The organism is Furfurilactobacillus milii (assembly GCF_009864005.1).
In the GTDB taxonomy this organism is placed as follows: Bacteria; Bacillota; Bacilli; order Lactobacillales; family Lactobacillaceae; genus Furfurilactobacillus; species Furfurilactobacillus rossiae_B.
The window spans coordinates 69,276-92,283 of the sequence record NZ_WEZQ01000027.1; the positions used below are offsets into that span (position 1 = coordinate 69,276).

General features: G+C 44.1%; 19 protein-coding genes. 6 read left to right on the plus strand and 13 right to left on the minus strand.

All coding sequences use genetic code 11. The annotated features are described in order from the left end of the window. Window positions 1–249: 249 nt before the first annotated feature. From GB993_RS12735 to GB993_RS12745, 3 genes are read left to right on the plus strand one after another with little or no spacing between them, the layout of a single operon-like run. The gene (locus tag GB993_RS12735) at window positions 250–1,092 is read left to right on the plus strand and encodes a sulfite exporter TauE/SafE family protein (RefSeq protein ID WP_161004575.1); all 843 of its coding nucleotides are present in this window, start codon (window positions 250–252) and stop codon (window positions 1,090–1,092) included. After that, complete coding sequence (locus GB993_RS12740; RefSeq protein WP_017260988.1) at window positions 1,092–1,481, plus strand: DUF1634 domain-containing protein; 390 nt, start codon at window positions 1,092–1,094, stop codon at window positions 1,479–1,481. The genes GB993_RS12735 and GB993_RS12740 overlap by 1 nt, the downstream gene beginning before the upstream one ends. 13 nt (window positions 1,482–1,494) lie before the next feature. Then, complete coding sequence (locus tag GB993_RS12745) at window positions 1,495–2,835, plus strand: LCP family protein (protein WP_161004576.1); 1,341 nt, start codon at window positions 1,495–1,497, stop codon at window positions 2,833–2,835. A 70-nt stretch (window positions 2,836–2,905) separates the two neighbouring features. Here the strand turns inward: GB993_RS12745 and GB993_RS12750 are convergent, their stop codons facing one another. The 3 genes from GB993_RS12750 to GB993_RS12760 all read right to left on the minus strand — a co-directional run bounded on the left by GB993_RS12750 (window position 2,906) and on the right by GB993_RS12760 (window position 4,524). Further along, window positions 2,906–3,373 carry a threonine/serine exporter family protein gene (locus GB993_RS12750; RefSeq protein ID WP_161004577.1) on the minus strand — a complete coding sequence of 156 codons (468 nt, stop codon included), beginning with the start codon at window positions 3,371–3,373 and terminating at the stop codon, window positions 2,906–2,908. A 44-nt stretch (window positions 3,374–3,417) separates the two neighbouring features. Next, window positions 3,418–4,173: a threonine/serine exporter family protein gene (locus GB993_RS12755; protein ID WP_161004578.1), complete on the minus strand. Its 756-nt coding sequence runs from the start codon at window positions 4,171–4,173 to the stop codon at window positions 3,418–3,420. Between the two features lie 147 nt (window positions 4,174–4,320). Then, on the minus strand, window positions 4,321–4,524 hold the full coding sequence (locus GB993_RS12760; protein ID WP_017260984.1) for a cold-shock protein: 204 nt from the start codon (window positions 4,522–4,524) through the stop codon (window positions 4,321–4,323). 304 nt (window positions 4,525–4,828) lie between these two features. Between GB993_RS12760 and GB993_RS12765 the strand changes: the two genes are divergently transcribed. Continuing rightward, window positions 4,829–5,173: a hypothetical protein gene (locus tag GB993_RS12765; protein ID WP_161004579.1), complete on the plus strand. Its 345-nt coding sequence runs from the start codon at window positions 4,829–4,831 to the stop codon at window positions 5,171–5,173. A 76-nt stretch (window positions 5,174–5,249) separates the two neighbouring features. Here GB993_RS12765 and GB993_RS12770 read toward each other — a convergent pair whose 3' ends face one another. The 4 genes from GB993_RS12770 to GB993_RS12785 form a co-directional block, all read right to left on the minus strand. Further along, entirely contained in the window at window positions 5,250–6,146 is an 897-nt protein-coding gene (locus GB993_RS12770) for a cation diffusion facilitator family transporter (protein ID WP_161004580.1), read from the minus strand. Window positions 6,147–6,286: 140 nt separating this feature from the next. Next, window positions 6,287–7,261: a beta-galactosidase small subunit gene (locus tag GB993_RS12775; RefSeq protein ID WP_161004581.1), complete on the minus strand. Its 975-nt coding sequence runs from the start codon at window positions 7,259–7,261 to the stop codon at window positions 6,287–6,289. Continuing rightward, window positions 7,242–9,134, minus strand: a complete 1,893-nt coding sequence (locus tag GB993_RS12780) for a glycoside hydrolase family 2 TIM barrel-domain containing protein (protein WP_161004582.1) — start codon at window positions 9,132–9,134, stop codon at window positions 7,242–7,244. Before GB993_RS12780 ends, GB993_RS12775 begins: the two co-directional genes overlap by 20 nt. Before the next feature lie 605 nt (window positions 9,135–9,739). Further along, window positions 9,740–10,195: a MerR family transcriptional regulator gene (locus GB993_RS12785; protein WP_161004583.1), complete on the minus strand. Its 456-nt coding sequence runs from the start codon at window positions 10,193–10,195 to the stop codon at window positions 9,740–9,742. A gap of 186 nt (window positions 10,196–10,381) precedes the next feature. On the opposite strand from GB993_RS12785, the gene GB993_RS12790 reads away from it, so the two are divergent. After that, window positions 10,382–11,890 (plus strand): MDR family MFS transporter, encoded by a 1,509-nt coding sequence (locus GB993_RS12790; RefSeq protein WP_161004584.1) that lies wholly within the window; start codon window positions 10,382–10,384, stop codon window positions 11,888–11,890. Beyond that, complete coding sequence (locus GB993_RS12795; protein WP_161004585.1) at window positions 11,890–12,633, plus strand: DUF4811 domain-containing protein; 744 nt, start codon at window positions 11,890–11,892, stop codon at window positions 12,631–12,633. Before GB993_RS12790 ends, GB993_RS12795 begins: the two co-directional genes overlap by 1 nt. Before the next feature lie 111 nt (window positions 12,634–12,744). Here GB993_RS12795 and tkt read toward each other — a convergent pair whose 3' ends face one another. The 6 genes from tkt to helD all read right to left on the minus strand — a co-directional run bounded on the left by tkt (window position 12,745) and on the right by helD (window position 22,902). Continuing rightward, window positions 12,745–14,778: a transketolase gene (gene tkt, locus GB993_RS12800; protein WP_161004586.1), complete on the minus strand. Its 2,034-nt coding sequence runs from the start codon at window positions 14,776–14,778 to the stop codon at window positions 12,745–12,747. 461 nt (window positions 14,779–15,239) lie between these two features. Next, a complete protein-coding gene (locus GB993_RS12805; protein WP_161004587.1) occupies window positions 15,240–16,550 on the minus strand; it encodes an APC family permease in 1,311 nt (436 codons plus the stop codon). A gap of 250 nt (window positions 16,551–16,800) precedes the next feature. Beyond that, the gene (apf, locus tag GB993_RS12810) at window positions 16,801–17,403 is read right to left on the minus strand and encodes an aggregation-promoting factor (RefSeq protein ID WP_161004588.1); all 603 of its coding nucleotides are present in this window, start codon (window positions 17,401–17,403) and stop codon (window positions 16,801–16,803) included. A 287-nt stretch (window positions 17,404–17,690) separates the two neighbouring features. After that, window positions 17,691–18,899, minus strand: a complete 1,209-nt coding sequence (locus GB993_RS12815) for an MFS transporter (RefSeq protein WP_161004589.1) — start codon at window positions 18,897–18,899, stop codon at window positions 17,691–17,693. Window positions 18,900–19,559: 660 nt separating this feature from the next. Further along, window positions 19,560–20,486: a type I pantothenate kinase gene (coaA, locus tag GB993_RS12820; protein WP_161001777.1), complete on the minus strand. Its 927-nt coding sequence runs from the start codon at window positions 20,484–20,486 to the stop codon at window positions 19,560–19,562. Window positions 20,487–20,610: 124 nt separating this feature from the next. Next, window positions 20,611–22,902 carry an RNA polymerase recycling motor HelD gene (gene helD / locus GB993_RS12825; protein ID WP_161004590.1) on the minus strand — a complete coding sequence of 764 codons (2,292 nt, stop codon included), beginning with the start codon at window positions 22,900–22,902 and terminating at the stop codon, window positions 20,611–20,613. Window positions 22,903–23,008: the final 106 nt, after the last annotated feature.

The following is a 23,008-nucleotide window of genomic DNA, read 5'->3' on the forward strand; positions in this document are numbered from 1 at the left end:
GGTATGTATTCGGTCATTAATAACCATCGACAAAGTATAGCACATAAAAATTGCTGTTTTATAAGTTGCTTAATGGTTTTAATCACCCTTAAGCACTTAACCTTTCCTTAATACTTTTAGTCGAAATTAAACAATTTTAAATGGCATCGCTTACAGGACATGATAACAGGGCGTTCGTTACCCTTTCGTGCTAAAGTAATAGCACAGAGAGGTGCTCAAAAGGTAGCACCTAATCAAAGGAGAGCCTTCATGACACAAGTAATTATTATGTTGGCCGTGGGTTTAATTGCCGGCATTGCCGGCGCAATCCTTGGCCTCGGTGGTGGTATTATCATCACCCCTGTACTTACATTGGCAATGGGGATTAACATCAAATATGCGATTGGTGCCAGTATCATTGCCGTTATTGCGACCAGTTCTGGTGCCACCATTGCCTATTTGCGAGATAACGTCTTGAATTTACGAGTAGCAATGTTTTTGGAAATTTTTACAACTATCGGAGCCATTCTCGGGGCCATCTTGAATGGTATTTTAAGCCCTGTTGTCCTGTACTTAATTTTTGGATTGTTATTAATTTACTCCGGCTACAATATGATTCGCAAACTGCGGGCTGGCAGTGAGATTCTTCAGCGTGTGCACCCGGATCCAATTGCCGAAAAGCTCGAGTTAAATAGTAGTTATTATGATAAAGCAGCTGACAAAACGGTAGATTACCAAGTTGAACATGTGCCCGCCGGGGCCGCCGTTATGTTTGGTGCTGGGATTGCCAGCGGTCTACTGGGAATCGGATCAGGTGCCTTTAAGGTGATGGCCTTAGATACCTTCATGAAGATGCCGCTCAAGCCGTCCACTTCTACCAGTAATCTTATGATGGGTGTTACCGCGGCTGCTTCAGCCACCGTATATTTCTTCAATGGTTCAATTCAACCCCTAATCGCCGTTCCACTGGCGCTTGGCATCTTGGTTGGCGCAACAATGGGATCACGAATTATGCAGATCTTGCCATCACGATGGATTCGCATCATTTTCGTGCCGATTATCTTCTATATTGGTCTCCAAATGTTTCTTAAAGGATTCGGGGTGAACATTTAATGGACAATAAAGACGCAAAAAACGCAGAAGAGGAAAAGATTTCTAAAGAAATGGCCCAAGTTGAGATTATGATTGGTCAAATCCTTAGAATAGGAGTTATTATTTCTGCAGTTATCATGCTAATTGGTTTTATTGCTTATGGAATACAGGGCTCAACTGGTTTACCCAGTCACGGTGCCGTGACCATCACTGCAATTGCCACCGGATTATTGTCATTTAAATCTGGTTCTGTCATGATGCTCGGATTATTCTGTCTGATACTGACCCCTGTATTACGTGTTGTTGTTTCAATTTACGCGTTCTACGTGGAAAAAGATTCCCTGTACGTTTGGATTACCTCTGCCGTGCTCGTGATTCTGTTATTCGCTTTATTTATCGGACACAGCTAACTCGGAGGCTTACATGGATAACAATGATAACGATTCGCGAATGAGTCGAACGGATCGCCGCACTCAAGGCAACCACTTTACTAATGACACCCCAGCCAGTGGTGGCGCAATCAGCAGTGGCTCCAAACGTCCGCAGCGACCACACAAACACCCGGTCCGAAACACCTTTTTTGCCATTATTGGTATCATCTTAATTATCGGCGGCGGTTTCGGTTACAAGATGTACAGCAATATCAAACATACGAGTAATGAAATGTTTGATTCTGTCAGTGGCGCAAAAGCGCGAAACGTTAGTAAGTTAATCAAGCAAGGTAAGCCAATTTCCATTCTGTTGATGGGGACTGACGTTGGTGCCCTCGGCCGTGACTCAAAGACTTGGGCTGGTGGACGAACGGACTCAATGATGCTGGTTACAGTTAACCCTAAGACGAAGACAACAACCATGGTCAGCATCCCACGTGATTCGTTGGTTTCTATCACCGGGCACGAAGAGGAATTCCCGACCAAAATTAACGCTGCCTACTACTTTGGTCAAACAAAGGCGGCTATCTCAACGACTTCCCGGATGTTTAACGTGCCAATTGACTACTACGCTCTGCTAAACATGGGTGGCTTGGAAAAAGTTATCAATAAAGTCGGCGGTATCGACATTGTGCCACCTTTGACCTTCACGTATGAGAATCAACACTTTACAAAGGGTAAAAAGATGCATGTTAACGGCGCACAAGCGTTGAAATTCACGCGGATGCGCTATCAGGACCCTGAAAGTGATTATGGTCGAACATTACGTCAACGAATCGTCATCACTGCCCTCTTAAAAAAGAGTAGCAACTTGACCAACCTGTTAAATCAAGACTTTCTGGATTCCATTGCCAGCCAATCGCGCACTGATTTCACATTCGGTGATATGTTAACCTTGGCTAACACTTACCGGGCCGCAACCAAGCACATCGTTTCTGACCACGTTCAAGGTGCCAGTGACGAAATTGCCGGTCAAAGCTTCGAAGTTTTGCCAACGACTGAAAAACAGCGTGTTACCAACAAGTTGCGTAAACAGCTTGGTCTGTCAAAGGCTAAAACCGGTAAACGTTTTGCCAACACCGTTCCAGAGGCCCTCAGTGTCTACGAACCACCTATTGGTTATGGTGAAACGGCTGATACGAAGTCAAGTTGGGGCGCCGATACCAATACCGCTTCCGAATACAGTAAGGCATACAGTAGTGACTCCAGTGCTGCTGATCTCGATCCTAACTATGGCGCTGATAATACGGACTCCACTAGTCAAACAACAGGCGCCAACGCAACAGGCTCTGACGCCGATCAAACTGGCGGCTACACCGGTTATGGATACTAGCATTTAAGTCAACTAAAAATGAGTTAATCCAGGCTTGGCACTGTAAGTGCACTAGCCTGATTAACTCATTTTATTTTGCTTTTAAAACATGCCGCAATCGATATGTTATTCGAACAAGTAATTCAGACAGTAAGAACCCTAGTGCTATCATCCCTGCAATAGCAATAACTTGGCCTAAATAATCTAAAGCAATGTTGCCATGACCGGTAACAAGGTTACGAATAACTTGATAGGCCTGCCCCCCAGGCACCAATGGTACCAAACTAGGAATATTAAATAAAATTACTGGCATGTGTTTGACGCGAGCGGCCCAGTTACTTAAAACGCCAATTAGTAATCCAGCAGTTAACATGCCAATTGCCATTTGTGCTAACGAAATCTGCGCGCCTGACTTTAATACAATTAGTTCATATATCGCCCATCCTGCTGCCCCAATCCAACCGGCAACGTTTAGCGCATGGCGGGGAATATTCAAAATAATGCCAAAACCGACTGTCGCGGCATAGGCGAGAATCCCTTCAATTATGATATGTATCATTAATAGAATCTCCTACTTGGAAAGCGTTAAGTTGATTGCATTTTTCACCATAGACTTACCATAATCGCGATACCAAGACCAATCGCGCATACCGATAAGACCGCCTCAACTGCTCGAGCTGGACCACTCAAATAATTACCTGACATCGTGTCGCGGAACGCGTTCATAATTGGCACACCTGGGACTAACGGCATCAATGCGCCGATAATTACCGCATCACCAGCAACATGCGTAAAACCAAGCCAACGAATGCCCACATAAGCCACGAAGCCAATTACCAGTGAAGCCAGAAATTCGCTCAAAAAACGGACACGCAATTCATGATTCACATAGTAGAAAACAGCATACCCGCTCCCACCAGCCAACATTGCAAACAGTAATTTAACAGGCGCATCAATACCGGTGAAGGCCACCATGAGTGTCATACTGACAATAATTGCAGCTAATTCCTGTAGCCAAAACGGAAAAGTGGGCACAGCAACTTCAATTTGGCGTAATTGTTGATAGAATGTGGGTAAGTCAATCTCATCGCTGGCAAACTGACGTGACAACGTGTTAACCTGGGCCACTTTTTCAAGGTCGATCGTTCGGCTGTGAATTGGTCGCACCTGCGTTGATTCACCGTCTGGCAAGGACATGGTGATACCGGTCAGCAACACAAAAATGTTTGCATACCGATAACCAGCGTTGTCCGCAATTCGCTGCATTGTATCTTCAACCCTCGCGATTTCAGACCCGTTTGCTAGCAATATTTGACCAGCCAGCAACGCTGTATCCATGACTAATTGTGCTTCGTCCACCCATGATCACTTCCTTAACAGATTTAGAACCTCAAAACGTATCATACAAAAAAACGACAGCCGCATCTCGTAAGAGATACAGATGTCGTTTTTCATTCACATCAAAGCGTTAACCCTAGGAGTTAACACCATTATTTGAATTATTAATTAGTTTTTAACAACGTTAGCAGCTTGTGGGCCACGGTCGCTTTCTTCAACGTCGAAGCTAACAGATTGGCCTTCTTCAAGCGTCTTGAAGCCGTCGCCTTGGATAGCTGAGAAGTGAACGAATACATCGTCACCACTTTCGCGAGTAATGAAACCAAAGCCTTTGTCGGCGTTAAACCATTTAACAGTACCTTGTTCTGACATGTTAATGAGTCCTCCTGTTGCGTTTGCACGCAGTCTAAGTGTTTTATGTAAATTGGAACTGGTGCAAATGGGGACTGGTAACACCAAAACATGAACCGACCTGACCATCATTCCCTTACCAAAGTACAGTTGTCATTGTATCATATAGACTGCTTTCTTTACCATATTTTATAAACAGAAACACAAAATAACCGGCAACTTTTTTGCGCAAAGTCAGTCTATCTCCTGTCCCAACCCTCTCAGCATCGGCTTGGCACCAAAAGTGCTAGAATAGTTAGTGAACAAACATATGGAGGCTCTCAACATGGCAGAAAACTTAGTCCCTGTTGACGAACTCGATGAATCCGCACAAACAACGGCCCTAACCGATTTCGCCAACTTTTACATCACGCTTTGGCGGCGGAACAACTTGGAATTGATTACACAATATGATCAACAACACGGGTATATTCAGGACATCAACCGTGAATTAGCAACAAACCGTTCTTTTACACCGGAACGTGAACGCGACACCAGTATTCAATTCAGCAAGAACGATTATATTCGTTTACTTGATGAAATCGGCGTCAAATTTCATTCGACCGGTAATCCGGAAACTGACTGGTCAACGTGGTATGATCAGCACTTTGCGGCATTATCCAGATCATAATCCACATCCTTAACAGACAATGGCTCATTTCACTACAAGACATAGTGAAATGAGCCATTGTTGTATCTAAATTTATTTACACTTTATCCTTGTTAACAAACAGCGCGTCAGTCTCACCGTGGTGGACTTCAGGCTGAATGGTTACGTGACAAATGTGATACCGCTCCGTCAACATACTGGAAATCTGAGCAACGGTCTTTTCCACCTCACTCAGTTTGACATCCTTCATGTTGACATGTGCTGAAAAGACAATTTTATTTTCATCAATGAGCCAAGCGTGAATATGGTGAACCCGTAGCACACCCGGGATTTCAACAATATCTGCAGCGATTTGATCATAATCTAATTTTGGTGCAGTCTGCATCAAAATTTGAACTGTTTCGTGAATCACCGGCCAAGTTTCATAAATAATGTAAAACGACACCAACAGCGTTAGTAGCGGATCAACCCACGTAATATCAAAGAGCACAATTAAAATCCCGCCGATGATAACGGCAACAGACGATAACGCGTCTGCCAAGACATGCAAATATGTCGCTTTAATATTCAAGCTATCCTTTGAACCATGGTGCATCAACACCGCTGACAACAAATTAGCCGCTAACCCGATAACGGCAACCATCAACATAATGTCGCCATTAATCGGTTCTGGCTTGGCAAAACGCCGCGCAGCTTCAACCATCAGAACAATTGAAACACCAATCAGAAATAGCCCGTTGACGAACGCGGCCAAAATTTCTGCACGGCGGTAACCAAAAGTTCGCTGCCGATTTTGTGGCTTTCCGCTAATTCGTTGAGCAACATACCCCAATACGATTGACAGTGAATCCCCGAGGTTATGAAACGCGTCTGACAATAAGGCTAGTGAGCCTGATAACAATCCCCCAACAATTTCTGCCGCGGTAATGAGTAAATTCAGCACAGTCACAAACAAAAATCGCATGCCGGTCATTTGTTCTTCTTGGTGATTCATTTACTCATCCCCGTTTCTTTCGCATTCTTGTGGTAGTCGTTTGCTCGTTTAAACCGTCTTGTTAACTGAAAAAACATTTAGTCATATTATCGCACACCAAAGATAGAAGGGCTACCTGCCCTTAACCTGGATGGCAGTCACTAATCTGCTACATGATTTCCAGGATGAATTTGCACTGTAAACGTTCGATCAACGTCAGCGAACAAACGATATGGTGGCTGGACATCTGCTCCCCAGCTATCAATGCCCCCAACACCACGGACCGCTCCATAAACTGACAAAACGGTCCGTCTTGCCAATGGCAGTTCTTCGACGTGTGTTGCGGCCTCAAGTTCCATTGCAGTATACGGTAAACAACTGAAAGCAAACGGTTGATCGGCCATTTCAACACTGAAAGAAAATGGCTGTGCGTCAACGTCTGCATTATTCAATGTTCGCTGCCGGGTGACGGTTAGCCATCGTGTTTGCATATGCATGCCCATTTCCTGAGGTACTAGGTAAGGCGTCACTGGTAAACCAGCCACATAATACTGTCCCCGACTGCCACCAGCCATGCGGTCTGGGTAAGTTTCGCCGGACAAACCGTCATATTCAAATCCAGTAGCGACAGTCGGCATGATCAATTGAACGCCGAAAGCGGGCAGCTCAGGAAGCGCCTCTTTTCCCTGCAAATGACTCGTGAGTGTCACCTTACCATTGGCAACAATTTGATAATGCATTGTTACTTTTGTTGCTGGTGTTGTGGCTGTTTGAAAATCAAACGTAATGTCAACCTGATCGGCCGTTTCATCGTTTGAAAATTGATTATTTTGCGGTGCAATTGGTAGCCCCAAGTCCTCACCATCGACTTGCACATCAATGTTCTGACATCGTGTGAAGCAATCCGCACCTAGCCACATTGCGGATTCTTCCGAGAAATGATTGCCACGGTCATTATCTGTTGTCGCTCGCCAAAAAATGGGACGAATTGGTCGATATAACCACTCTTTGCCGTGACTGACGATTGATTCCAAGCCACCTTTTTCATAACTAAACAAATAATGGACATCATCCGTTGCCACACCTAGCGTGCCATCCCCAAAAATCACGTGAAGCTTAGTTGTCGTATTGGCCATAGTAATAGCGCACCTCCTGCATTGCTGGCTTTGCCTGTCTGTTTGCAAACATTAATCCGTCCCCAGAAAATTCGCCATCCGTATGACGATCATCAAAATCGCCACCATAGCGCAATACCTGTCGGCCAGTAACTTCATCCGTGACCCACAGTGCCTGGTCAATGAAGTCCCAAATAAAACCACCTTGATAGGACGGAAAGTCATCTAGTAGCGCCATGTATTCGCCCAAACCGCCTAGTGAATTGCCCATGTCATGCATATACTCACAATCTAAAAATGGTTTCATTGGCTGATTGCTTAAATACGTGCGGATCTCAGCTGGCGAAGCGTACATTCGGCTCTCCACATCAGAAATACTGGTTTCATATTTACGATTGCGAACAACACCTTCGTAATGCGTCAGCCTTGAGGAATCCATTGTCTTGTAATAGGTGTTCATCGCTTCGATATCATCACCGGCATACGATTCATTACCAAGCGACCAGAATAAGATGGCCGGATGATTCTTAAACGTTTCGTAGTTGCTACGCGCCCGATCTAAGACTGCTTCGCGCCATTGCGGCAACGATCCTGGCACATTGTCAGAGGGCTCAACAGCCCCCATCTTTTGCCATGTGCCGTGAGTTTCCAGGTTAGTTTCGGCCATCATGTACACACCAGCCTGATCACACATGTAGTACCACGGAATTTGATCCGGATAATGACAAGTACGGACAGCGTTAATATGGTTTTCAGCAAACGTTTGTAAATCTGCCTTCATGTCAGCCATTGAGACGGTTCGGCCTGTAGTGGCGTCCCATTCATGACGGTTGACACCGTTAATAATCAGTCGTTTGCCATTCAGATAGATAACTTGGTTACGCAATTCCAGCCGTCGAAAACCGATATCATAAGGAACCACTTCAATCGGGTTGCTATCCTCATCTGTAATTGTCACAGTCAAGTGATACAAATCCGGATTGTGATGCGTCCACAACATAACGTTCTCAAACGGCAGGTGACCAAAACTAATTTGTTTAGCCACTGACCGCTTTTCATCCACAATCAGCTTATCCGCCTTATCAAACACCGTTAAATGAACCCGCCCTTTGCTTTCCAGGTCCCCAGTCAGTTTCAAGGTCACATTAAGTTCGCCACTGTCTAAGTCCTCATTAACCACTGGTCGAATGTGCATATCAGCAACGTGAACAGTTGGCAATCCGACTAGCCTAACACTGCGAAAAATGCCGGAAAAACGGAACATATCTTGGTCTTCCAAAAACGATGCAGTACTTCGTTTGAACACTTCCACTGCAAGCACGTTATCACCTTCGACCAAGGCATCGGTTAAATCAAATTCTGAACGTGAAAAACTATCTTCGGCATACCCGAGAAAATGGCCGTTGAGCCAAACATACATAGCTTCTTCCACGCCGTCAAATTGAACGATTACCCGTTGATTCGTCAGACCGGGAGCCAAACGAAAATGCCGAATGTATGCACCAACTGAGTTGTCCGGTGCCTCGCTAAACATCCCCTCGCCCGTCTGATCAGGTCCCATTGTGTAAGCTGGTCGACGATAAATTTTACCTTCCCACGGGTACAAGGTATTGATGTATTGAATCTGCGCATAATTACTCAATTCAATATGTCCCGGTACATGAATCGTCCCAAAATCACTGGTGTCGTAGTTGGGTTCATAAAAACCAACGGGTCGATGTTGTGGCCGGTCTGCGAACTTAAACTGCCACTGACCGTCCAGGCTTTGTGCGAAACTGCTGCTCTTTGCACGCGCCTCATCGGCATCACGATACCAATAGTGATCACTGTGGGCGGGTAATTGTCCGACACGAAAAACTTGTGGATCATCCAACCATTTAATGTCTGCCTGCATGTTTATCCTCCTGTGATAGCGTTTTCATAATAATGTTTATTTTACCGCATTTATTGAAACGGGGGAAATCCGTGTTGCTTTGTTCACCCTTGCCACATTGTCGCAAACGCGCTCCCTCCCCACAAGCCGGTGAAGATATTTGGGCCATATACCCAAACATGCCACTGACGCTCAGAAGTCTGTGCATAACCAAAAGCGACGGGTGCAAAGGAAAATTTACCTTCACACTCGTCGTTTACGTTATAGCTCAACTGCTCTCGGGCTTCATTCACGCTAAATAAAAAACACTCCAGATCCCCTAAACTGGAGTGCCCGTGATGAGCAGTTGATTACACCATGAAAAACTTGGGTTGATTTTCATGAAACACATTGTTTTAAATACGATCACTAACCATCCCGAAAGGATGATTCTCGAGCGCATAATGCGCAGTTTAGCGAACCTTTTTAATCAAAAAAGTTTTCCAAAAAACACTCACAACATGAAGCAGTGGCCCAGCCGTAAAGATCGGTCACTTCTTAGGGATTTTTGGGTAATCAACCATTCACCTCACCACAAACCCAGCTTAGCATGACTAGGAGCAAGCAACAAGCAAAGTCCTCTAGATTCAAGCTTTTTTCTGGAGTTCGAACCGAGTCTTGCCGTCACGCAAACGCGCTACAAGTTCATATTGTGGATCTGGATCAAACAAGCCTAAGCTGACAATTTGGCTGCCATCCTCATCCGTACCGACGCCTTCCAGTCGATTCATCATGACGTCTTTTAACAAATGAATAACTTCGCGGTGCTTTTGCATCCGTTTGGTAGCAGCGACCAACGTAAAGCCCTCATCCATATACGCCTTGATCGCACGAACCTTAAACGCAGTATCGTACGTATACTTACGATTGCCTTCCTCCTGATTGACGACGTGAATATAGCCTTTATCCGTCCAGTAACGTAGCTGTGCGGTTGAAACATCTGTCGCACGAGAGAGGTCACCGATGCCGATCAATATATCATCACTATTAATAATGTTTCTCAACCATTCGGGTGAACCCTCAGTTTGGGGTGTTCTTTCCATATAATTAAACCTCTTATTTCTTGAAACCGTTATCATAAAATATGACGTCAATGTTATGTTTACTGGAACAATTATATATTTTAAAATAACTTTGTCAACTTACTTGACATGATTATCTTAAAGCATTATATTAACTCTCGTACTTTTTTAAGCCAACTAATTAATCAAATGAAAGAAGGACTCCTTATGTCAGAAGCTGTCGACACAAATGGCAAACCTTATAACCGTGGACTGATGGTTATGGTTTTGCTGATTGGTACGTTCTGTACCGTTTTGAACCAGACGATTTTGACGACCGCTTTCCCTACATTAATGAAAGCCTTCGATATTTCCACTTCTACGGTTCAATGGTTAACCACTGGATTTTTAATGGTTAACGGAATCATGATTCCTATTTCTGCTTACTTATCCAATCGATTCAATTCAAAATGGCTCTATATTGGTGCCATGACGATTTTTGAAATTGGCACGATCATGGCCTACATCGCACCTAATTACGGCACCTTACTTGCTGGACGTTTAGTTCAGGCAATTGGTGTTGGGGTTACCATGCCATTATTGCAAACATTAATGTTGACGATTTTCCCAGCCAGTTCTCGTGGTGCTGCCATGGGGCTAGCCGGTATCGTTATCGGTGTTGCACCTGCTATTGGACCAACACTTTCTGGGTGGGTCATTGATAAGTTCCAGTGGCGTGACTTGTTTGGCATGATTATTCCAATCGTCGCTCTAGTTATCATCTTAGCGTTCTTCTTTATGAAGTCCGTTATTGAAACCTCTAAACCAAAACTTGATTGGCTTTCGGCTACTTTATCTACCATTGGTTTTGGTTCCCTGCTGTACGGATTCTCCTCTGTCGGTGACGATGGCTGGACATCCACTAAGGTGTTGTCCTTCCTCGCAGTCGGTGTTGTTGTCATTGCACTATTCATTTGGCGTCAACTCACGATGAAGAACCCATTCTTACAATTACGTGTTTTCAAATCCTTTGAATTCACCATTGCCGCAGTTTTGAGTTCCGTTGTTACAATTGCGATGACTGGTGTTGAACTGGTTCTGCCACTTTACCTGCAAATTGTTCATGGTATGAGTGCTTTCCATTCTGGATTAACACTACTGCCTGGGGCCTTAATGATGGCTGTCATGAGTCCGATTACTGGTCAAACATTTGACCGGATCGGTGCTCGACGGATGGCTGTTGCTGGGATGTTCCTTTTAACAGCTGGTACTTTACCATTTGTTATGATTACCAAGAGCACGCCTGTCATTTATGTTACCTTCTTGTATGCTGTGCGGATGTTTGGGATTTCAATGGTGATGATGCCCGTAACAACCGCCGGTATGAACGCCCTGTCCTTTGACATGATTTCCCACGGGACTGCCGTTAACAACACAACACGTCAGGTTGCCACTTCAATTGGTTCAGCGATCTTAGTTTCCGTTTTATCAAACGTTACGAAGAACACTATGCCAGCACACCACGTGTTGACACAAACGCCATTAGCATATAAAGTTCGTGCCATCAACGCCACAATGAGTGGTTATCATGCAACATTCTGGGTTGCTGTCGGCTTCTGTATCGTTGGTTTCCTGTTAGCCTTCTTCTTAAAGGGTGCTAATCACTCTAATGCTACCGTTACCAGTGATGATCTAAAAACTGCTTCAGAACCCGCTAATAATGGAGGTGAAGCCTAATGATTCTAGCTACACTTGTCATTGGTGCCATTGCCCTATTCATTTGCTTCGTCTACATTAATAACCGGACTTGGCAAATCATCGGTACCTTACTATCAATCATTGTGCTATGTGGCTCACTCTTTATGATCACAGCCAACGACCACAGTCACTTTGGGATGCACAAAGTCACCACAACGACGACTAAACAGATTTATTCTGCTAGTGGCAGTAGCGCTAACGGTGTCAATATGGTGCTCTACCAAAACATTGGGACTAAAGGCACTGAAAATGTTCAAATTTATGCGACCAAGGCTAACCAAAAGAAGCCTGGTCACACACAAGCTGATGAATTCACCACTAACACAATTAAAAAAGCTAGCGGTAATAAGGCAACGTTAAAAACATCAGAAACACGTTGGGAATATAAGAGCCACACTGCTAAAGTTTGGTTCGGCATTGCCAAGGAAGACCATAAACTAACAAAACGGACAAATACATTCTATCTGCCAAGTTCATGGTTACATCTCTCAACTAGCCAAGCAAAGAAGTTGCAAGGTCAGATGGCGAAGATGCAGACACCTCAGGCCAAGGCTCAAATGAAACAACAAGCTGAAGCCTACGTTAAAGCAAAGATGCAAGCGGCAGTTGCTAAGGATCCAAAGCTTGCCACGGATCAAGCTGCTCAAGCAAAACTGACTAAACAATACGCGGCTGAATTTCAATCTCAGTTGATTAAAAAAGCAGTTGCATCAGTTAAGTAACTTTTGAGAGTAAGTACCTAATATGTATCTAAAACGACTCACGTCCAAACGGGCGTGAGTCGTTTTAGTCATCATTCATAAAGCAGGATGAGCTTTGAATGACCAACTATATTATCGTGCAGAAACGTTTTCGTTAAGCGTATGCAACCGTGTATTAATTAGGCTGGCATACGTATCCACGACCGTTTCAGGCGTGAAACCAAAGTGCTTAATGACTTCACTCCCCTTGCCGCTTAGACCAAAGGTATCGATACCAATTACCTTACCGTCTAAACCGACATATTTACCCCAGTCACTCGTGCTCCCCATTTCAATAGATACCCGATTACGGACGTCCCGCGGCAACACTTCATCCTTATAGTCTTGCGGTTGAGCATCAAACAAATCCATACTTGGCATCGAGACCACAGATACGTCCTCGCCACGTTCCCACAGCTTTTGCTGTGCAGTCAAGGCCAATTGAACCTCTGAACCGCTAGCAATTAAAATACCATCTGGTTTGAGACCCTTTTGTGCGGAAATAACGTAAGCCCCCCGACTCACACCTTCCGGATGCGCCTTAGCACCAGTCAAGACTGGTAATGTTTGTCGTGTCATAATTAGCACAGTTGGGTGATCATGCGCCCCCATCGCCTGTTGCCAGGCCGCAATCGTTTCGTTTGCATCAGCTGGACGAATAACAGATAGCCCTGGCATGGCCCTCATGCTGGCGAGTTGTTCAATCGGTTCGTGAGTTGGACCGTCCTCGCCAACCGCCACGGAGTCATGCGTGAACACATACGTAACGGGTAGCTTCTGTAAGGCAGCCAACCGCATGGCACCACGCATATAATCTGAAAAGACCATAAACGTACTGCCGTATACACGTGAACCACCATGCAAGGCAATTCCGTTCATTGCACAACCTTCAGCAAACTCACGGACACCAAACCACAGATTCCGGTTAACCGCGCTGTCCACGTCAAAACGCCCATTATCCTTAATATTCGTTTTGTTTGAAGAAAACAGGTCGGCTGAGCCACCCCATAGTGAGTGTTCCCGTTTACTCAACGTTTGCAAAACCTTGGCACTAGTCAAACGCGTTGCTTCGGCATCGCCAAGCTCATATTGGTCAGTTAAATCACTTAAGTCCACGCTCTTCATTTGACGAACATCGTCGGCAAAGTAAGCTGCAAGCTCAGGATACTGAGTCGCATAACTTTCCATCATGTGATTCCAGTCTTCTTCTGCTTTATGTCCGCGACGTTGAATCGTCCGGTAAAAACGATCGTACACTTCGCCAGGAACATAGAACGGTGCATAAGGCCATTGATAATTTTCCTTGGCAACACGCAAATCTGCCGCGCTTAATGGCGCACCGTGAACTGCATGGGTGCCTTGCTTTGGTGCACCATAGCCAATCGTCGTTTTGACCTCAATAATTGTTGGCTTGGTTTGATCCATCTGCGCCGTTTTAATTGCCTTGTCGATGCTGTTCAAATCATTACCATCGTCAACACGCCGATAGGACCAGCCGTAACTTTCAAACCGTTTCTGAACGTTCTCAGCAAAAGCGTTGCTCAGTGGGCCATCCAAAGACACGTCGTTAGAATCATAAAGTACAATCAGTTTGCCTAATTTTAAGCGACCAGCTAGACTAGCTGCTTCATGGGAAATACCTTCCATGAGATCACCGTCACCAACGAGCGTGTATGTATAGTGATCAACAACTTTAAACCCAGGACGATTATACATTGCGCCTAAGTGTCGCTCTGCCATCGCCATCCCAACGGACATTCCTAAGCCTTGGCCTAATGGTCCAGTTGTTGCCTCAACACCATCGGTCCAGCCATATTCTGGGTGCCCTGGTGTCTTGCTGCCCATTTGACGAAAATGCTTAAGGTCTGTGATGGAAACTTGGTAACCACTTAAATGCAGCAGACTGTACAGCATCGCTGATCCATGACCAGCTGATAGCACAAAGCGATCACGGTTAAACCAATGTGAATCTTTAGGGTTAACCGTCATATTTCGAGTCCACAGTGCGTACGCCATCGGAGCTGCGCCCATTGGCAAACCAGGATGGCCAGATTGTGCCTTATCGATTGCATCCAAGCTTAATGTCCGTACACTATTTACTGCTAATTGGTCGATTGAATCAAACATATTTATCATCCTTTTTCATAACCATTTAATAGACACGTCTGTTTTTCTTTCTTTGGTCTATGTTTGTCACAATACCGATTTCAATTTTAAACGGCAAGAATAAAATGATGATAAAAGTGGCATTTTGATTAAAAAACGATTAATTTGCGTCTTTGAAATCATTGAATATCTCAGCAATAAAAAGGGCTTAAACGATTGGTCTAGATTTTGACATTCGTTTGCATTTTTTAATTATTTTATTCCTTTTCAAACTCATAAAGTTGCTTAAATTAGTCCTTTTGTATAAATTGGTATAGCTGTTACGGCCGAATGTTTTCAGTTTCAGTGCCCTTGCTTTCATTTTTGGACCTATTTTTAAACAGATACTTTCATACAGACAAAAAAGCATCCTCCAATTTGAAGGATGCTTTTTTGTACTTAAAATAAATGCATACAAGTGTATCTCTGTAACCTGATAATCACTATAACTTCTGATTTTCATTTTTTTGCTGCGCTTCAATTTCTTGGCGATTCTTCTTCGTCAAGAAATAAAACGGAACAGCGACTAATAACGCACCAAGACCCCAAAATAGGTTAATCGGTTTGGCCTGTGCTAGCAGCCAGCATGAAACTAAAATTGCAATAACTGGAATCACTGGACCAAATGGTACTTTAAAAGAACGTGGTTGATTTGGTCGGGTTCTTCTAAATACTAAGACAGCAATGATCGTTGGCACATACTGAGCAAACCGTGACACAACAGAAATGGCAGCCAATGTGCTAAACGTTCCTGTCAGTGCAAGAGGCAAAGCTAAAGCAACTGAAATAATCACGGCCACATACGGCACACCGCGACGATTAACACGACCGACAATCTTTGGCATGACGCCATTGTCAGCCATTGCTTGACCACTACGAGGAACGGTAAAGGACTGGGCAACGGAAATCCCCGTAATGGAAATAATCGTCCCCGCACCGATAATGTACTTCCCAACTGGTCCAATAATCTGAGTCAACGCCTCCTGCATCGGGGCCGTCGTTGTTGCTAGCTTAGTCCCTAAGACTCCGATTGACACCGTTTGAATGAGAAAGTACAACAATGCTACTATTCCCATCACCGTAATAATCGCACGCGGCACATCGTGTTGAGGATTTTTCATGTCCTCAGCAGCAATCACAATGGCCTCAAAACCGGTAAAGGCGTAAAACATGACGATGGCAGCCTGACCGAATGAACCTGCTACATAATGACCGTGTGGGAAAAATGGTGTAAAGTTTCCGGCATGAAGAAAGAATAACCCAATGGCAACAAACAGCACCAATGGAATAATTTTTGCAACAGTGACCACATTGTTCAACCATTTTGTCACGCTAACACCAAGAATATTGATTATGCCTAGCCCGACCAGTAACATCGTAATAATTGTGGCATGCCAAACGGGTTTAGCCAATACAGGCCAAAAAGCACCCAGAGCTGTTGCCAGCCCAGCTGCCATCGTGGCCCATGCAATAATACTAATGACCCAAATAATGAAACCAACTTCATAGCCAACAAAGTCACCAAAAGCTGCCTTGGCATAGACGTAAGGTCCACCATTCTGTTTGAACAAACTAGCATCCTCAGCAAAACACAATGCAATACTAATAACCAAAAACATGTCAAAGACAAACACCAGCAGGCTGGCCGGCCCAATGAGTTTCATCGCCGTATTAGGCAACAAGAAAATACCTGATCCGACAATGGCGTTGATCCCGAATAATACAATACTTAAAAAACCAAAACGACCTTTCATTCAACACTACCTCCTCACGTCAATCAAATAAATATGTAAAAAAGATTAATGCTTATTATAGTACATTCAATACGTATCGTATTGTCCACTTTAATAAACAACACTCTTTTATCAACAACACTAATCAGCTTACGCCCTTCGAGTGGCTGTAAAGCAATGATGAATTTAGGATTTTTGAGCAAAAAAAATCACCCACTTTAAAGTGGATGATTGATTATCAAAAATAATTTTCGGCGTCAGCCGGGGTTGTCTACCACCAACCCTGAGACTGCCAAGCGGCTTGGGCGCCAGCCCATGAACCGTAGCGTGAAACTGCGTATTGTGTTGCAACAGCTTCTTGATGTTGTGGTGATAAGTCGCCACCTAATTTGTCCATACTCAATTGGTACTTACCGTAGTATTGACCGTTTTGAGCAGTGTATGAACCGCCTGATTCACGAGCAGCAATCCATGCTTGGGCTGATGAGTCACCAGTAGAAGCGGCAGGTGCAGCTGCTTGTTGTTGAACAGGAGCAGCCTGTTGTGCAGGTTGTGCTGCTTGTTGTACTGGAGCAGCTTGTTGTGTCTGTTGAACAGGAGCAGCCTGTTGTGCAGGTTGTGCTGCTTGAGTACTTTGTGTACCGTTAGCACCAGGAATATCTAATGATTGGTCAACAAAGATTAAGTTACCACCGTTTTGTAAGTGGTTAGCGTTAACGATTGCATCAACAGTAGTGTTGTTAGCAGAAGCTAATTTTGAAACAGTGTCACCGGTTTTAACAGTAACAGTGGTGTCGGCATTTGCAACAACAGTACCAATTGAAAGTAACGCACCGGCACTAACAGTAGAAAGCATTAATTGTTTGATCTTCATATAGTAAGTTTCACTCCTAATTTTGTATGGCGAGCTCTTTTTCGCTCACGCTGGCTAATAGATAAATCTTACGCGATGATTCGCTTGTGTTGTTTATTAACAACTCAACGATGACTACTATACAGCGTGTAAATAACAGAGAAATACCGTCAGCATTACAAATTTAGGCGTTTTTGTCATAAAACTCGAAATCTGAAATATATTGTAATATTTAAGGATGTTTCTTATTGAGCCATAAAACCGTTTATTTGCAATCCAGTCGTCTCAATTCAATGGACAGTTTGCGCTTAAACCGTTGTATGTTTGCGGAAAACAAGGTCGGTAAATCCTAGACAGAGAGCAAGCAGAATCCCCATTAAAACGAAGGTTCCATCGCCCAGCCAGTCAATAACAAAACCGAAAATAAAATTGCCTAGTGGGTGCATGAAGTCTACAGAGATAAACCAAATACCAAACACACGGCCCAAATAAGCTACATCAGTTACATTTTGCACTAGCGTAAACAAACCTACCCCAATTCTTGAGATCAAGAATCCGTACAATCCAGTCATCGCCAGTAGCACTGGATACGGTCGCCAAACCCCAGCAATCAGCATAACAACGGCCAGCAAATAAATGTCACGCTCAATCTGAGGTAACGCACGGGCACTACGAGCTCTTACCAAACTCAGGCCGCCCAGCATGCCACCAATGGCCATTACAGCCATCAAATAACTATAAAGGTGTTCGTTACCACCAAAGTAATGTTTCACATCATATGGAAGCAACAAATTAAATGCTGCGTAAAAAATATTCACAACACTGTCGATGACAACCATTTTGACCAGCACGGGCTTACCCATGACATACTTAAAACCGTCTTGTAGACTGGTCCAAATCGACAGCCGACCACTCTTGCTGGGTCGATACCGATACCGAATCCCCAGTAGCAACGCAATCGACAATAGGAATGAAAAAGCATTAATTAATAGAAATTCTCGAAAGTTAATCCATGAAACAGCAAGTAACGCGCCGCCAAGCAATGGTGCAAAAATGTCTGCCAAACTAAGTGACGTATTTGAAATCGCATTAAATCGTTGTAGCGCCGAATCTTGAATAAGTTCTGGCACCATTGCCTTTGCTGCAGGAAAGTTGAAACCCAATCCAATATCTAAAATAGCCGTTAATAAAACCAGTTGATAGAAGATCGGATGATTGACATCTACAATCAGAGCCATTAACAAACAAGCGACAAAACTAATAATATCTGACCACAACATGACTCGTTTACGATTCACACTATCGACAAGTGGTCCTGCCAGCACATCTGCGGCAACCAGTACAAGACCACCGATTCCCTGAACGACCCCTAAGATAGACGCCGTTCCAGTTGCTTTCACAATGAACCAGTTCAAGCCAAAAATATAAAGCGCGTCGCCGAGCCTTGAAATAAACGGGCTTAAGAAAAGCGGCCAACTAAATTTACGTTTTTGATTAAGTGGTGCGTTTTGTGCCATCGATTCTCTCCCCCGTTTCACAGAATGTCAGTCCATCATAACAGATTGCTTCTATAAATAGATAATTATTTCAATAACTATGCTAAATTTTGTTATTGCCGATCTTTCTGCAAAGAAAAACATCCCAGTCCTTATCGACTAGGATGTTAACCATATTTTAATTAAAGATGTAATGAGATAGAATATACCGTTACGCTGACCAGAAACGCCGATCCGTGAGGACCAGTCTCAGCCTCCTGAAGCCCGGAGTCTTCAACCTTGATTATGAGCCGAAATTCACGTCTCATAAGTCATCCCGCAACACTAAGCGGCCAAGCCCTTTCCGCTAAGTGTTGCCGACACGGATCTCTGTTTCCTGTCAGTTCCATTTCTATCATAATTAGGCGAATAATTTACAAGTCATTGGTAAATGTTACCTGCCGCATACTGGTCATCAGTGTGAGATATCAGCTGGAGGGCGTCAATAGTGATACCGAGTCGTGAAGGTGCTGTTAATTCGAGTGGTCCTATCGAATTTACAGCACGGACGGTCGCAGAGACTCGAGCTTTACGAGTCTCTGCGGCGAGGTGAGAGACCGTGAACTTCGGGCTTGAACCGGTCCCACGACGAGTGTGTCACTGTTGACAACCGCAAGCGTTATCTACCATTACAGTTAAAATTTAGTACTGCCGCAAATAAACGGCATCGATGGCGTGATGCTGACGCTTGTGCAGAATGACATTGGCACGATTACGAGTAGGCAAAATATATTCGTTTAAATTACGCAGATCTACGGCATCCCAGACCTGACGCGCATACAAAAACGCGTCTTCACGAGACCCCGTGGCTAGTTCATGATAATAATTCGTCTTATCGTTAAACGCCGAATCCAGCAAAATACTAAACCGTTCCAAGAACCAGTGCTCAATTAACTTTGGCTCAGCATCGACGTAAATCGAGAAGTCAAAGAAGTCACTAACGAATATTTCTGCCTGTGATGGTAACTGCAGAACATTGATTCCTTCGACAATTAAGATATCTGGTTGATCAATCTCATCGTACTCATCAGGAATTACATCATACACTTGATGTGAATACCGTGGTGCTTTGACGTTTGGTCGTGACTGCTTCACGTCGTTTAAAAATTGAATTAGCCGCGGCATATCATAGCTGTCGGGAAAGCCCTTGTCGTCACTAATGCCCTTTTCTTCCAGTACATTATTGGGATATAAAAAGCCATCCGTAGTGATTTGCTGAACCTTCAATTGTGCATACAAATGTTTCAACATCAGCGCTAACAAACGCGCCGTGGTTGACTTACCCACTGCCACAGATCCTGCAATACCAATCAAAAATGGCACATGTCGACGCGGCACCTTCAAAAAGTCGCTACGAGCATTATTGGCCAACTGAAACTCATGGTATTTAAGGAGAATATAGTGCACCAACGGCATGTAAATTTCCTTTACATCCGCTAATGAAATTCGGTCGTTCAGAGACCGAATCTGATCCAAATCTGCTTCTGTTAATGGAACTGCCTCTGCATCAAATAAATCCCGCCATCGATCACGCTCAAAACGATCATAGTTGCCTAATTTGTCTGCCATAACTCATCCACCATGTTTTCTTCAAAAATCCCTTAAAGTATAGCATAGCTCGATCTGTGATATCGGAATTGGACACAGATACTCCGAAATTTCAGCGAAAACGTTACTATTGCACTTCCATTACCTATTCACGCACGTATAAATCTGAATCCACGTGATCCATCAACGGCGTCAGTTCACCGTTTGCCAAAATTGTGAGCTGGTGCATCGCACGTGAACAAATCGTGTACAGCAATTGCCGTTCACTTTCATCGTGATAAACGGCTTTCGAAGCGTCCCAAACGATGATGGCGTCGAATTCAAGCCCCTTAGCCAAGTACGCCGGGATAATCAATGTGCCGGGCACTAACCGCTGATTTTCAGTCCGAATTAATGTGGCATGGACGCCATCAGCTTTGAGGCGATCAGCAACAGCCTCACACTCTGCCAATGTTTTGCCGATGATAGCAGTCGTTTCATCTGCCTTATCATTGACCGCTAATTGTTGTTCCAAACGTTGATACAAGGCTTCTCCGTCATTGGCGACTAATACGGCTGGCTTGTCGCCATTACGATCAAAGGCTGTAATTTGTTCACCATCAACCAAAAGGTCCTTCGTGAAATCAGTGATTTGTTGTGTGGACCGGTAAGATTTCGTCAGTTGAACGACCCGAGTTTTGTCCGGATCAAACATCGTGGACAGTTCGCCCAGAAGCGTTCGACTGTTTTCTTGCGTAAAGATTGCCTGATTTAAGTCTCCAAGCAAAGTGAACCGTGCACGAGGAAAACTAAACTTTAAAAAGGCCAATTGAAAGGCAGAATAATCTTGAACTTCATCGATAAAGACAAAACGGATTTCCTTTTCACCTTTTTTACCCGTCATTAAATCATACAAGTAAAGGTAAGCTGACGTATCCGCCAATGACAAGCGGTGATCACGATAACCATTCAATGTTGCGTCAACACCGGCCTGCCACTGTCCCGTAGTCACATCGTGTTTGCTAAGCTCAATCAGATTAGGCACATGCCGTAAGAAATGAGCATACTGCGCATTGATGTTTAAGTAACGGCTACGTACGATGGCAAGCTGAACTGGCTTGTAGGCTTGCATCACAATCTGACGAGCCAGGAAACGATATTCCTTATCCTGACTGTCAAACTCACGCGGTTGATCGCCAAACATCGTGTCAACCTGCTCTTTAGTTAAGTTTTGAACGGTTTCTTCAACCCACTTATCGTGCAAAGAAGAACTGATGCGCCGGTTCAACATCTTGATCAATTCTTCTCGAGTTGCAGATAATCGATTACCTAAATGATAGTTTTCATTAAATGAATAGTAAATTTCGGCAATCTTTTCCTTACTAATAAATACTTGATCCTGAAACTTAATGTCCCGGAACCGCATGTCAGCCTGTTCAAGATGGTTGGCATAGCGCGTAATCACGTCAAAGTACGCCAAACTACCTTTCAACGCATTGACCGTCTTAAATTTAGTATCAGTGGTGGCATCAAAACGTTGTTGCAACGTTTCAACCTGAATTTTTGGCAAACGCCGATTAGTGTATTGCAGATAAGTCATCTGCACCATGTTTTGTTCGCCCAATTCAGGCAACACCTGGTTAATATAATCATTAAAAAGTTGGTTTGGTGAGAACAAGACCACTTGTCCAGACGTTAAGTTACCGCGGTATCGATACAATAGCCATGCCACTCGTTGTAAGACAGCAGCCGTCTTACCGGACCCAGCGGCCCCCTGAACAAATAACAGGTCAGATTGCGTATCTCGGATAATTTGGTTTTGTTCCTTCTGAATGGTAGTGACAATGCTCTTCATCTTGGTGTTGGACGAGTTGCCCAACGCTTCCATAAGCATTTGATCGCCGACCACTTCATCTGTATCAAAGACAGTAAGGATAACGCCGTCTTTGATTTGGAACTGACGTTTTAACTTAACATCAACGGTTTGCGGCCCATCCGGCGTTTGGTACGTGATGTCGCCAAGACCACCATCATAATAGATAGAAGAAATTGGTGCCCGCCAGTCATAAACCAAGAAATGATCTGGTGAGTCAGCAAACGAACCCAACCCAATGTAAATTGTCTCAGGACCGCGAGTACCATCTTCCTGAAAGTCAATGCGGGCAAAATATGGAGTACGTTCCAATTTTTGTAACACATCAAGTCGTTGAGTAGCGTGTTGCCAGCTGTTTTGCCGTTCATCAAGCATTTGTTGCTGTGCACGCAACGACATGGCAGTGTCAGTCATCCCCTCGTAACTACCAGTATTGAGGTGAACCTCACCAAACGCCCGCTCAATTTCCTTTGTATCACGCGAGGCAGTTTGAATATCCTGTTTGGCCACAACTTCAGCCTGTTTGACTTTTTTAACGACAGCATCTAAATGTTTTTGTTCTTGCTGCTTTACTGTTTCCGTCAACTGGTTTGCCCCCGTTTTTTGGCCGTTATTATGCGACCATTCTCATCAATAAACTCAAAAATTGTACTAAATATTATAGCGCATTTTCACAGTTGGTGACAAATTC

Bases quoted from the DNA above. Each gene is read 5' to 3' on its own strand.
- coaA (WP_161001777.1), bottom strand. From the start codon at position 20,486: ATGGCAGACAAATTAGGCAACTATGATCGTTTTGAGCGTGATCGATGG.
- GB993_RS12805 (WP_161004587.1), bottom strand. From the start codon at position 16,550: ATGAAAGGTCGTTTTGGTTTTTTAAGTATTGTATTATTCGGGATCAAC.
- GB993_RS12765 (WP_161004579.1), top strand. From the start codon at position 4,829: ATGGCAGAAAACTTAGTCCCTGTTGACGAACTCGATGAATCCGCACAA.
- GB993_RS12795 (WP_161004585.1), top strand. From the start codon at position 11,890: ATGATTCTAGCTACACTTGTCATTGGTGCCATTGCCCTATTCATTTGC.
- GB993_RS12790 (WP_161004584.1), top strand. From the start codon at position 10,382: ATGTCAGAAGCTGTCGACACAAATGGCAAACCTTATAACCGTGGACTG.
- GB993_RS12785 (WP_161004583.1), bottom strand. From the start codon at position 10,195: ATGGAAAGAACACCCCAAACTGAGGGTTCACCCGAATGGTTGAGAAAC.
- GB993_RS12760 (WP_017260984.1), bottom strand. From the start codon at position 4,524: ATGTCAGAACAAGGTACTGTTAAATGGTTTAACGCCGACAAAGGCTTT.
- GB993_RS12750 (WP_161004577.1), bottom strand. From the start codon at position 3,373: ATGATACATATCATAATTGAAGGGATTCTCGCCTATGCCGCGACAGTC.
- GB993_RS12745 (WP_161004576.1), top strand. From the start codon at position 1,495: ATGGATAACAATGATAACGATTCGCGAATGAGTCGAACGGATCGCCGC.
- GB993_RS12815 (WP_161004589.1), bottom strand. From the start codon at position 18,899: ATGGCACAAAACGCACCACTTAATCAAAAACGTAAATTTAGTTGGCCG.
- GB993_RS12775 (WP_161004581.1), bottom strand. From the start codon at position 7,261: ATGGCCAATACGACAACTAAGCTTCACGTGATTTTTGGGGATGGCACG.
- GB993_RS12770 (WP_161004580.1), bottom strand. From the start codon at position 6,146: ATGAATCACCAAGAAGAACAAATGACCGGCATGCGATTTTTGTTTGTG.
- GB993_RS12780 (WP_161004582.1), bottom strand. From the start codon at position 9,134: ATGCAGGCAGACATTAAATGGTTGGATGATCCACAAGTTTTTCGTGTC.
- apf (WP_161004588.1), bottom strand. From the start codon at position 17,403: ATGAAGATCAAACAATTAATGCTTTCTACTGTTAGTGCCGGTGCGTTA.
- GB993_RS12740 (WP_017260988.1), top strand. From the start codon at position 1,092: ATGGACAATAAAGACGCAAAAAACGCAGAAGAGGAAAAGATTTCTAAA.
- tkt (WP_161004586.1), bottom strand. From the start codon at position 14,778: ATGTTTGATTCAATCGACCAATTAGCAGTAAATAGTGTACGGACATTA.
- GB993_RS12735 (WP_161004575.1), top strand. From the start codon at position 250: ATGACACAAGTAATTATTATGTTGGCCGTGGGTTTAATTGCCGGCATT.